Origin of the sequence: Microcoleus sp. K5-D4 (genome assembly GCF_036704575.1) — a bacterium.
Taxonomy (GTDB): domain Bacteria; phylum Cyanobacteriota; class Cyanobacteriia; order Cyanobacteriales; family Microcoleaceae; genus Microcoleus.
In genome coordinates this window covers 1-10,963 of record NZ_JAUBSD010000138.1, presented here as the reverse complement: position 1 = coordinate 10,963, position 10,963 = coordinate 1, and the positions used below count along the sequence as shown (strand labels likewise).

At 47.2% G+C, this 10,963-nt stretch carries 11 protein-coding genes; 6 read left to right on the top strand and 5 right to left on the bottom strand.

The genetic code is table 11. The features are described 5' to 3' along the window. Positions 1-86 precede the first annotated feature (86 nt). Positions 87-1,565: a bifunctional orotidine-5'-phosphate decarboxylase/orotate phosphoribosyltransferase gene (locus QUA77_RS27450; protein WP_333453748.1), complete on the bottom strand. Its 1,479-nt coding sequence runs from the start codon at positions 1,563-1,565 to the stop codon at positions 87-89. Between the two features lie 239 nt (positions 1,566-1,804). Between QUA77_RS27450 and QUA77_RS27445 the strand changes: the two genes are divergently transcribed. Together QUA77_RS27445 and QUA77_RS27440 are read left to right on the top strand one after the other, a co-directional pair. Beyond that, positions 1,805-2,068 carry a pentapeptide repeat-containing protein gene (locus QUA77_RS27445; RefSeq protein ID WP_333453746.1) on the top strand — a complete coding sequence of 88 codons (264 nt, stop codon included), beginning with the start codon at positions 1,805-1,807 and terminating at the stop codon, positions 2,066-2,068. 47 nt (positions 2,069-2,115) lie between these two features. Further along, positions 2,116-2,826, top strand: a complete 711-nt coding sequence (locus QUA77_RS27440; protein WP_333453744.1) for a DUF547 domain-containing protein — start codon at positions 2,116-2,118, stop codon at positions 2,824-2,826. Between the two features lie 63 nt (positions 2,827-2,889). Here the strand turns inward: QUA77_RS27440 and QUA77_RS27435 are convergent, their stop codons facing one another. After that, the gene (locus QUA77_RS27435) at positions 2,890-3,042 is read right to left on the bottom strand and encodes a hypothetical protein (protein WP_333453742.1); all 153 of its coding nucleotides are present in this window, start codon (positions 3,040-3,042) and stop codon (positions 2,890-2,892) included. A gap of 286 nt (positions 3,043-3,328) precedes the next feature. Between QUA77_RS27435 and QUA77_RS27430 the strand changes: the two genes are divergently transcribed. The 3 genes from QUA77_RS27430 to QUA77_RS27420 all read left to right on the top strand — a co-directional run bounded on the left by QUA77_RS27430 (position 3,329) and on the right by QUA77_RS27420 (position 4,488). Beyond that, positions 3,329-3,544: a hypothetical protein gene (locus tag QUA77_RS27430; RefSeq protein WP_293331375.1), complete on the top strand. Its 216-nt coding sequence runs from the start codon at positions 3,329-3,331 to the stop codon at positions 3,542-3,544. Between the two features lie 27 nt (positions 3,545-3,571). Beyond that, complete coding sequence (locus QUA77_RS27425) at positions 3,572-3,730, top strand: hypothetical protein (protein ID WP_333453739.1); 159 nt, start codon at positions 3,572-3,574, stop codon at positions 3,728-3,730. A 461-nt stretch (positions 3,731-4,191) separates the two neighbouring features. Next, positions 4,192-4,488, top strand: a complete 297-nt coding sequence (locus QUA77_RS27420) for a hypothetical protein (RefSeq protein ID WP_333453737.1) — start codon at positions 4,192-4,194, stop codon at positions 4,486-4,488. Between the two features lie 255 nt (positions 4,489-4,743). On the opposite strand, the gene QUA77_RS27415 is transcribed toward QUA77_RS27420, so the two are convergent. From QUA77_RS27415 to QUA77_RS27405, 3 genes are all read right to left on the bottom strand, one after another. Beyond that, positions 4,744-5,187, bottom strand: a complete 444-nt coding sequence (locus QUA77_RS27415) for a hypothetical protein (protein ID WP_333453735.1) — start codon at positions 5,185-5,187, stop codon at positions 4,744-4,746. Positions 5,188-5,378: 191 nt separating this feature from the next. Next, positions 5,379-5,624, bottom strand: a complete 246-nt coding sequence (locus QUA77_RS27410) for a hypothetical protein (protein WP_333295821.1) — start codon at positions 5,622-5,624, stop codon at positions 5,379-5,381. Between the two features lie 441 nt (positions 5,625-6,065). Continuing rightward, positions 6,066-7,253: a class I SAM-dependent methyltransferase gene (locus QUA77_RS27405; RefSeq protein WP_333453734.1), complete on the bottom strand. Its 1,188-nt coding sequence runs from the start codon at positions 7,251-7,253 to the stop codon at positions 6,066-6,068. A 681-nt stretch (positions 7,254-7,934) separates the two neighbouring features. Here QUA77_RS27405 and QUA77_RS27400 point away from each other — a divergent pair. Further along, positions 7,935-10,703, top strand: a complete 2,769-nt coding sequence (locus QUA77_RS27400) for a phycobilisome rod-core linker polypeptide (protein WP_333453732.1) — start codon at positions 7,935-7,937, stop codon at positions 10,701-10,703. Positions 10,704-10,963: the final 260 nt, after the last annotated feature.

Below are 10,963 nucleotides of genomic sequence, written 5' to 3'. Positions count from 1 at the left end.
ATTTTAAAATCCCAAAAGCCTTTCGACCCCAATTATTTGACTGCTACCCCTTGACAGGTCAAGACAGTATCTACAGGAATTGGGGTTTAATGTTCCGCCGTCAAAAGATTGAATTGCTCGGTATCTATGCGATTTGCTCGATACAAAACTTCAGCTATTTCCGAAAGCGCTAACACAGAATGTGCGCGATAACCGTTGGCCTGCATCTTATCTTTGACTCCCTGTTCGTGGTCGATTAATACCACGATATCTTCCACATTCAAGCCAGCAGATTTTAACTTAGCCGCGCCTTCCATCACGCTTTTGCCGCTAATCAAAATATCATCGACTACGACAATCGTTTCTCCTGGATGAAAATGCCCCTCGATTAATTTCCCCGCCCCGTATGTTTTCACCTCCTTGCGCGGGAAAATCATCGGGCGTTCCATCCGCAATGCTAAACCGGTTGCTGTGGGTAAAGAACCGTAGGGAATTCCCGCAATGCGATCGAATTTTAAATCCTTGAGAATGTCTGCATAAGCGCTGACAATTTGATGGAAAATCTGCGGAATTGAGATAATTTTCCGCAAGTCGATGTAATATGGAAATATGGCGCCCGATGCTTGTACGTGGTCGCCAAAAACTACGCAGCCGATGTCATAAAGTTGCAAGATTAAATCGCGGTGAGGTTCCGGTTGCAAAAAGCAAACATCGGGCAGCCACAGTTCGCAAGTGGGACTACCTTCGATCGCCCGCAGCCTCTGTTTATTAATACTATCCCGCAATTTCTCAATTTCTCGGCGCGGCTCTTTTCCCGCTAATAAACTTGGGGGGACGGGCAGCAGCAAACCGTCACCATTTGTGCTTAAACCGGCCGCCAGCAGTTGTGCGAGGTCGTTTTCTTCTGTGAGGTCATTTTCTACGGGGATGTCTCCTTCGACTAAAATTAGGCGTTCAGGAGCCTCTTTGCGGATGCGAGCTAACATATCCGGTAATATTCCTACTTCTAAACCGACTTTTTCGGGAGTTCCCCAAGTTTGAGAGAGTCGGACTAATTGCAAGTAAAAAGGGTTGTTTGGCGTCGGGTATTCTTGCACAGCCGCCGCTGACGGGTTGGCGGTGGCACAGAGGACAAAAACAGTTTTTCCAGCGTATAACAAAAAAGGCGCTACTTGGTCGAATCCGGGATAGGGACTTAAAGTAATAGCGTCAACTCGCCAGTCTTGAAATACAATTTTGGCAAACACTGTGCTGGTATTTAAATCGCAGTGTTTGGCATCTAAAATTACTGGCAGGTGAGGGGGAATAATTGTTAAAATTTCTTGCAGCAATGCCCAACCGGGAATACCGAGAGATTGGTAAAAACCGAGGGTAATTTTGCAAGCACAAATTAAATCTGCTGTTTGGTCGATCGCACTTTTTAGCTTTGCCAACAAATCAGTTACAAAAGTTTGAGTCTCTTCCCCTGTCATGGAAACCTGCGGGGGCAAGGTTTCTGGGTCGGGATCGAGGGCTAAATACAGCAAACTTTGATTGGTTTCAACAGCCGCTAACAGTTTATCGAAAAAGTCGGTTTGTTCCGTCATAATTTGTTAGGAAGGTAAGGGGAATTAAAAAAATTGCAGCTCAAAGTGAGAGGGGTGTTGTGCCGGAAGAAACCGATCCCCGTTGAAATTGAAAATAAGAATCTTTTAAGATTGTAGAATGTAAAGAGCAGGAAATCTGTAACTTAGGGAGCAGTTTCATGGGGAATGATTTTCTGGTTCGCTACACCAGTGATTGCACCTAAGCCACAGCAAGTCAATTAGTTGTGGTAAACTAACCAGTGTCCGGGCGGGGATTTTATCGGCATTCCCTGGGGAAGGCGAGTTTAGCAAATGCGGATTTGCCAGGGGCAGATTTGAGAGAAGCAAATTTTAGGCAAGCTAATTTATCGGGGGCAAATTTGAGCGGGTCTTGTTTGTGGCAAGCTAATTTACAAGGCGCTAATTTGACTCAAGTTAATTTAATCCAGAGCCCGTTTGACGGGGTTAATTTAAAAAATACTACCGTTGTAGGTGTTATTTCGGTTGACTGTAGTATTAAATAGAAGCAGAAGTTAAAGCTATGCCCGCCTTATATTATGGATAGTAATAAATGATCGGTACGATCGACTTTACGATTTGGGACGAGTTGCTGCAACGCTACGTTGACGATTTCGGCTGCGTCAATTATCGGGGCTGGAAAGCTGAGGGGGCCGATGTTTTGAGGGCGTGGCTGGAAAGTTTGGCGGATTTGGATTTGGCGGATTGTACTGATGCGGATGCGCGGCTGGCGTTGTGGCTGAATACGTACAATGCGATCGCAATTTCTCAAGTTCTAGAAGTATATCCGATCGCGTCGATCCGTCCCAAAGTTTTGGGAATTCCCAACTGGCTGAGTTTTTTGGATTTTTTCACTCGTTCAAATGTGATTATTGGCGGCAAAAAGTACAGTCTCAATCAAATCGAACACGCAATTTTGCGGCCGGAATTTGCGGAACCGCGCATCCATTTTGCATTAGTTTGCGCTTCAGTCGGGTGCCCGCTGCTGCGCCGGGGGGCTTATTTCCCGGAGTCGGTACGGACTCAACTAGAAGCAGATGCGAGCCGTTTTATTCACAATCCTGATAAGGTGCGATATGATGCCCAGAAAAAGACGCTTTATTTGAGCAAGATTTTTAAGTGGTACGGCGAGGATTTTGTAAAGGCGGCGGGTTCGGTGGCTGAGTATGTCGGCGGTTATTTGGGGCCGGAGGCGGCTGTGGGTGATGGATGGGCGATCGTTTTTTTGCCCTATGACTGGAATTTGAATCGGGTTGAAGGATAAAATTTGCGCCTGTGGCTAGGTGTTTTTTTGAGGCGGTAATTTTTTTCGGCTGTCGTTACCCCTTCAAATTGCCAGATTCAACAGGGCGATCGGATGACTCCGAGGCGATCGACTGTGACCAGGTGAGAGGCGATCGGACGGCTGGCACTGGCAAGTGTGAAAAATGCACCATTTAGGGCAGTCTAGAGGGTTTTGGGGAGATTGGATGTGTGGCACGGCTGGCACTGGTAGAATTGCACCACAGGAACGGCTGGCACGGTTCGAGAGGCTGGCACGGTCAGAGCGGTCGCAGGGTCTAGCGGCTTAGTCATTACATATCAGTTTTCAGATGTCGGAGCGGTGGGAGCGGTGGCAGGTCGGAGCGGTTGGAGATGTCGGAGAGGCTGGTACAGGTCTTTATGTAAAGAGTTGATGTTTAAGTATTTTTTCGGTAGACACTGAATTGAAAAAGGTTGAATATGCAATAAGGACTTGTAATCCCTTTCTTTTGGAGAAATGATAAATGTCTAATCATAAAGATGACTCTGAAGATAAAACAGAGGTAGTTGGGTATGTAGCTGGTGGTGCTGCGGCTGGAGCAACCGTAGCTGGTGCAGTAGGTGGGATGGGTTTAGCAGTTGGCGGAACGGCTGTTGCAATTGGTGCAGCACCCGTTGTTGCTGCTGGTGCTGTTGTCGGTTTAGCAGTATACGGACTCAAGAAAGCGTTTTTCAATTAATGATTTTAGATATCTTAGGGAAGAGCTATGGATGATTTGAAAATTGTGGGTGCTATTACCAGTGCAGCGGCAGCTACTGGGACAGGTTCTGTGACAATTGCTACAATTACTTCTTCGGCTCCTGGGATTCTTGGAGTTCTCGGTTTTACCACAACTACAACAGTAGCTTTGCCTATAAGTAGGTAAGCGGGATTAAACCGATCTATGTAACAATATGTCAACAGGGCTAACTTAGCCACGCTTAGGGCATTTGGATACTTTACAATCCTTAACATAATTGTGTTTTACAGCGCCTACCTACTTAGCTGGTGTTTTGGCAGTAGCAGGGTTAATAGGCATAGGTGTTCACCAAGGATTAAAGATTGCCAGCCAGCAATCAGAATCTCAGTAATAAATCTATTTTAAAAACCTGTTATGTAGAGTAAACTTTACCCTACCATCTTGCCGTAACAGTTTCAAGCGCTAGGATGGGAAATATCCGTTTTCCCCCCTAGCTTTTTTGCGTCACAGGTGTGAGTGATAACCTCACACTTTTTTTAAAAGCAAAACCCGCCACCACCTGACGGTAGCGGGTTTAAGTGGTATTTATATAAATAGTTGATGTATTATGATATATTTTATCTACTCTCTATTAACGAAATAAAAACATGACTTCCAGAACTGTACAAGTTGCCAACACTTATGGTGAATCTGTTCGGGTGAAAGTAATTTATCGAGATGGTAATATTGAAGATATAACATTGGACAATAACAATATCAAAGTTTTTGAAATAAGTGATGTTAATTTTTTGGAACCACATGATTGTGAATTAAATATTTTTGTTTATAAATTGGGTGATGATATATTACCAGCTAAGCGAATTATACCTGCTAATAAAAATAATTATCTTGTAAGTATTAAGAAAGGTAATACAGGTCTTGAAACATCAGTTACAGAGATTTGATTTATAGAATACTCAAGGTTTACAGGGCTTAGGCGGGGAAATGTGAGTATCCCCGCCTAGCTTGTTTTTATAGGTGTTTGAGGCTGTAAATCAGGTTATTACCGTTTCCTGATTTAGTAAAGTAACGTGCCTGATATTTGTTGTAAGGGTTACAGGGCTTAGGCGGGGAAATAGTAAAATTGTGGTGAACCAAATACAAACCTGCCACACACATAGTGAAGCGGGTTTTTTCAGAGGTATCCTTAGTTAAAAACGCTATTCCATGTTGCGATTAATTCTTTGAAATGGTTGTACATAATTCTTATTAGCTCTGACCCAGCAGCGATACCTGCCCATAGAATGACTTCCAACCCATAGCCAAGGTTTCCCCCGTCGGTCAAGAAAAATTCCAACAGCATCAAATTTTTCTCCATTTGGTATAACCCTATTAACGGGCGAATTAAGTATATCCATTTGGTTACTATCACCTGTTCTATCTTCGCAGCGAACATTCAAACCTTCTGGATCTACGGCTTCCCACACAAAAGGCATGACTCCACTATTTCCGTTAACAATGTGGTAGTCTCCATTTTTGTCAGCCGCCGGATATGGGTCGGAATTTTGAACTTTGAGCAATGGGGTAGCGATGCTTTCATCAGAAAAAGAAGGTAAAAAAACTTCGGCAGTGAAGATTAGACCAATCACAAGATTTTTGAACATAAGATTGCCTGCCAACTCATAAACTCTATTTACATATAGTTTTATCGTATCCGCTCAATTAACTGGTTCCCAGGCTAAGGCCTGGGAACCGAGATCCAGAGGCTCTGCCTCGCTAGCTGATAAAAACAAAAACAGGAGGCAGATGTTCATGGAATGTGTTCCCAGGCCTTAGCCTGGGAACGAGCAAACACCTACGCTTTGCGCTTCCGACGGCGAATCAGCACACTCATCACTTGCTTCGGATTAGCTGCACGCTGTACGGGACTCCAATCGCCGACTTCGGCAAATCCCAGGCGGTACAAGGTGAGTATGGTTTCCCTGACACCCTGGGGCGAACCTGTCACCGTTACACAAACCACATCCTGTTCCGATTCTGCTGCTGAGTCGTCATTTGGCCGAGCAAATTTGTTGTCGTCAGGCAAGAATTCCTGTGACATAATTATGTTCTCCTGGTTTTGGGTTTTCTAGAAAAACCCAAAAACCCAGCCGCCCCGCATTTCAACACATAGCAGGGCGGCTACAGAGAGTGTTATCATACTCCGTTAGCCTCCAGACTGCTGATATCAGTTTGGCGGTTATGCTGTCCATTGCTGTTACCAGCAGCTTTGGGCAGTGCAACTAGATTTTTGGGCGACGCGGGCTACTTCCTCTACAAGCAAAGCAACCTCTCACTTCAAAGCGTAGCCGCAGACGGGGGCCTGTGTCAATCCATTTGGGATTTGGGATTTTACGGGAAGTTACCCACAATCAGGACACGGCAGTGCCGTTTCCCTACAGTTAATCTGGCGATGGTTACATCTGTTGTGAGGGGGATCGATCAATTATTTTGGGGTAGGGAAACGGCATTGCCGTTTCCTCAATTCCCCTGTTGTCGATTGTTATATCCGATCGCACGGTGTTAGCAAAATTAGCTGTTTTGACAAGATCGATCGCACTTCATCCAATCCCATCTCCACATCCGCCAAAATATCTCCCACAGTTCTGGTATTGCAACCTTGCAAAAACTCAAATTCCGCACTTGACAAATTGATCAATTGGTAGTTGCAATCAAACACTTGTTGACTAGGCCAACCGTGCATACAACTACTCAACTCTGGAATTGCTGCCAAAAGTGCCTTATCGTCCGACCAATCAATTTTATTAACAGGCTTTTTGCCCAAGAAAAACTCGTAATGAGTGATTTCCGTATCCAACAATTCAATTAATCGATAAAGCTCCCGTTCCGTCAAACCCCGAGCTCTTTCTATCAATTCCGGCGCTTTCCCCAAAAGTCTTTCTAACTGCCAATATCCCGGATTTGAAAAACCAATAAATTCCAATCCCGAAGCGTCAATTAACTCGAACAAAGTCTCAATATTGTAGTCAATTTCCTGCGGGTGAACGTACATATCAGCAAAACATTCGTCCCGCTGATTTTCTCCTGCCCAACGCTGTTTTTCGTACTTGACAAGACGGTTGTTTTCTGGTAAAGAAGCAAAGATTTGACGACCTACTTTCACACCATCGGGATAGTCACCTTTTTGGGGGCCTTGAAGAAGTGCGATCGCCCTTTGCATGAGTTGAATTTCCCAGCGTCCGAGCTCAGCATACACAAAAATGTGCATCAAACCGCCCTCGGCCAACTTCGCCGCCAGCGCTTGAATGCCCCGGATCGGATCGGGTAAGTGGTGCAGCACGCCCACGCAGTTAATCAAATCAAACTCGCCCTCTAACTCGGCGGCATCGTACAGGCTGAGGTGGCGAAAATCAGCTTCGCGCGCCCCGGATCGCCGACAGCGTTCTTGTGCTACCTTCAAAGCACCTTCACTCAGGTCGATCGCCGTCACCGAAGCTTCAGGATTGAGGTGAATCAGATAATCCGTGCTCGAACCAGTGCCACAGCCAGCATCTAAAATCCGAATATCGAGTTTTGGCGGCTTTTGCCCGGTGCAAAAATTGTAAGCATCAGGCCAACTCCAGCGCCAGTTGTACCCAGGGGGCGGTTCATCTGACAAAGGATCGGGCGGGAAAGGAAAAGTATCGTAAAGCCGCCGCACGGCAGCGCTGATATCAGGCGTAGTATCCATAGGTGAGGTAATAGTGCGTGAGTTTTGAGATTGGTTGTCAGTAGCTACGGGGTAACAGCGCTAGGCCATGCACTTCTGTTGCTGCGTTACTCGCAACAAAATTGTCGCTTCGCTGGCGTTGGGCAAGCCTCAAACAGAGGGATCGGGCGATCGGCTAATCCCTGATAGCCAAGCCCTGACAGCTTCTGCGTAATAAAACTTATCATTTTTTCTCATATAAGCTCTCTTAAATCTATACAATAAATCTCGACAGGCTTTTTAACAAACAAGGACTGTCAATAACCCACCGCTGAACTGTCGGGTAAAGCGGAGGCGTCTTTCAACAGAGCAAGAGGCCCTGAAACAGGCAGAAGAAAATTTTTGATTTTCTTTTCCCTTAATTGACGGCACTTGCTGCAATTCCCCAAAGGCAACTCTCCTGCCGAGTCTTTTTTTCCACGGGTATGCCGGCGGATCGCAGCGGAGGGAGTACCCCGTGCCTGCCTTCGGATCGGACATTTCCCCGCAGGCAGAAAGATGAAACCAAAACATTTTAATCTAAGAAAGTAAGCGCGCCCGAACCTCGTGACAGGTAAAGGCAAAAAGTAAACAAAGCAAAAATACCTACTTTGACCTGCATGAGAAGGCAGCGTTAGTCTGGGTAAATGCTACAACGATTTAGATAGGGAGCTAAGGAGTCTAATGACTGTAAAGGCAAGTGGTGGAAGCTCGGTTGCGCGTCCGCAACTATATCAAACTGTACCGGTCGCAACTATTTCGCAAGCAGAACAGCAAGACCGCTTCCTACAGCGGGGTGAACTCAGCGAACTGGCAAGTTATTTCAGTTCCGGGGCTCTTCGGATCGATATCTCTGCGACGCTGACCCAAAACTCGGAACTGATAGTATCCCGCGCAGCCAACCGGATTTTTACCGGCGGTTCCCCGCTGGCATTTTTGGAAAGACCACAAGAACCTGCGATGGCTGTAGCAGGGGCGGCTCGCGGCGGTACGGCGAATGTCTCTGAAGGCATGAAACTGGGAAATGTCACCTACGTAGAAAGCCGCTCTGGCGGCAACGGCGGTGGCGGCGGTTTCTTGGGGCTGGGAAATCTATTTTCTGGCAACGGTGGCGGCTACAGCGGCCCAATCCCAGCAGGATTTCAGCCGATCAATGTCTCGCGCTACGGCCCGGGCAACATGACCAAATCTCTGCGCGACTTGAGCTGGTTTTTGCGCTACATCACCTACGCGATCGTAGCTGGCGACCCGAACATTATTTCGGTGAACGTGCGTGGATTGCGGGAAATCATCGAAAATGCTTGCTCTTCGGCGGCCACAATTGTAGCAATGCAGGAAATGAAGGCAGCATCTTTGGGCTATTTCCGAAACAATGCAGAGGCAAGTGCGATCGTCGGACAGTATTTCGACGTAGCAATTACCGAATTCAAAGCTCCCACACCTTCAGACAAGGTGCGGCAGCGCGAAAGCAACGACCAGCAAGGCTTGCAACTGCCTCAAATCTACTTCAACGCAGCCGAGCGACGATCGAAATTCGTCATGAAAACCGGTCTGTCTTCGGCCGAAAAGCTGGAAGTAATCAAAGCAGCTTACCGCCAAGTATTCGAGCGCGACATTAGCCGCGCATATAGCCAAAGCATTTCTGACTTGGAATCCAAGGTCAAAAATGGCGAAATCTCGATGAAAGAGTTTATTCGCCGCCTTGGTAAATCTCCTCTGTACCGTCAGCAATTCTACGAGCCGTTTGTCAACAGCCGCGCTGTAGAACTTGCCGCCCGCCACTTCCTCGGCCGCGGTTTGAGCTCGCGGGAGGAATTTAGCAAGTATTTTGCGATCGTCAGCAAAGGCGGCCTGCCAGCCCTCGTAGACGCGATGGTCTATTCGCAAGAATATTCCGATTACTTCGGCGAAGAAACAGTGCCTTACCTGCGCGGTTTGGGCCAAGAAGCTCAGGAGTGTCGCAACTGGGGCCCGCAAATTGATTTGTTCAATTTCAGCGCTCCGTTCCGCAAGGTTCCTCAGTTCATCACCTTGTTTGCCGGCTACAACCAGCCTCTGCCAGACCAGCACGTTTACGGTGTTGGCAATGACCCCTTAGAAATTCAGTTTGGCGCGATTTTCCCGAAAGAAACTCGCAACCCCAAGAGCCGTCCGGCTCCCTTCGGCAAAGACACTCGCCGTATCCTGATCCGTCAAGGTGCGGGGATTGACAATCAGTTGAGCAATCCGGCGGCTCGCGGTGCTGCTCCTGGTTCTCTGGGCCCCAAGGTCTTTAAATTAGACCAGTTACCGAGCAACTATGTTGCTTCCAAGAAAACTGCCCGCGGTGCCTCCAGCAGCTACAGCAATGCTTCCAGCGTCAAATATACCGAAAGTTCCACCCAAGCTGTGATTCGGGCAGCTTACCTGCAAGTGTTTGGTCGCGACGTGTTCGACGGCCAGCGCCAAAAGGTAGCGGAAATTAAGCTGGAAAACGGCGAGATTCCGATGCGCGAGTTTATTCGGATGTTGGCGAAGTCGGACGTGTTCCGCAATATGTACTGGAGCAAGCTTTACGTTTGTAAGGCGATCGAGTACATTCACCGCCGACTCCTGGGACGCCCTACCTATGGCCGCCAGGAAATGAACGCTTACTTTGACATTTGCGCCAAGAAGGGTTTCTACGCGCTGGTCGATAGCATCATGGACAGCACGGAGTACAACGAAGCTTTCGGGGAAGATACAGTTCCCTACGAGCGCTATGTAACTCCCGGTGGTTTGTCGATGCGGACGATGCGATCGGGTTCCGTCGCTGAGCAAAATGTCCAAGCTCAGACGCCAGAAACTCCTCGGTTTATCGAACTCGGCACTGCGCTCGATCGGGGCGATTTCGAGTTACAAAATAGCCTCGCTCAAGGTGTCAGCAAGCGGCGCGAACAAACTAAGGTGTTCAAGCTGACGACTACTTCGGACAAGGTAGCTTTGAAAACTTTAATTCAAGCTGCTTACCGTCAAGTTTTTGAACGCGACTTGAATCCCTACGTTGTGAAGAATGAATTCACGGCGCTGGAAAGCAAACTTGGCAACAATGAAATCAATCTCAAGGAGTTCATTGAAGGTTTAGGTTGTTCCTCGCTGTACGTCAAACAGTTCTACGCACCTTATCCCAATACTAAGGTGATTGAGTTGGGAACGAAGCACTTCTTGGGCCGCGCTCCCCGCAATCAAGCGGAGATTCGGACCTACAACCAAATCTTGGCAAGTAAAGGGATTAAGGGCTTTATCAACGCGATGTTGAACAGCGTTGAATATGCCGAGGCGTTTGGGGAGGATACTGTTCCTTACCGTCGCTTCCCGACTCTGCCGGCTGCGAATTTCCCGAATACTGAAAGACTGTACAACCAGTTGACTAAGCAGAATGGTGAGATTGTGGTTCCGAGTTTTGAGCCTGTGGCTGCTATTGACAGAAGCTAATAACAAACTGCAAGAAAGTTGATTTTGTAGGTTGACAAAAATCCTCCGTTACGGTAGTGCTGTAGCGGGGGATTTTTGGTGATGTTAACTTTAACACCTGAAGATGTCTGGATGAAAAAGGCTCACCGCCTTGCTCCATCCCTAGCTTCCTTTGGTGGTGATGAAAATGCTGATCAGGAGTGGCTAAGTAGGTCGGCGCCAAAAAACCGAACTATGTTAAAATAAGTAAAGAAAGAGAACACATCTACTGAGGTAACTCA

Excerpts from the sequence above, each read along its gene's own strand:
- QUA77_RS27450 (WP_333453748.1), bottom strand. The coding sequence starts at position 1,565 with ATGACGGAACAAACCGACTTTTTCGATAAACTGTTAGCGGCTGTTGAA.
- QUA77_RS27410 (WP_333295821.1), bottom strand. The coding sequence starts at position 5,624 with ATGTCACAGGAATTCTTGCCTGACGACAACAAATTTGCTCGGCCAAAT.
- QUA77_RS27430 (WP_293331375.1), top strand. The coding sequence starts at position 3,329 with ATGTCTAATCATAAAGATGACTCTGAAGATAAAACAGAGGTAGTTGGG.
- QUA77_RS27420 (WP_333453737.1), top strand. The coding sequence starts at position 4,192 with ATGACTTCCAGAACTGTACAAGTTGCCAACACTTATGGTGAATCTGTT.
- QUA77_RS27440 (WP_333453744.1), top strand. The coding sequence starts at position 2,116 with ATGATCGGTACGATCGACTTTACGATTTGGGACGAGTTGCTGCAACGC.
- QUA77_RS27415 (WP_333453735.1), bottom strand. The coding sequence starts at position 5,187 with ATGTTCAAAAATCTTGTGATTGGTCTAATCTTCACTGCCGAAGTTTTT.
- QUA77_RS27425 (WP_333453739.1), top strand. The coding sequence starts at position 3,572 with ATGGATGATTTGAAAATTGTGGGTGCTATTACCAGTGCAGCGGCAGCT.
- QUA77_RS27400 (WP_333453732.1), top strand. The coding sequence starts at position 7,935 with ATGACTGTAAAGGCAAGTGGTGGAAGCTCGGTTGCGCGTCCGCAACTA.
- QUA77_RS27405 (WP_333453734.1), bottom strand. The coding sequence starts at position 7,253 with ATGGATACTACGCCTGATATCAGCGCTGCCGTGCGGCGGCTTTACGAT.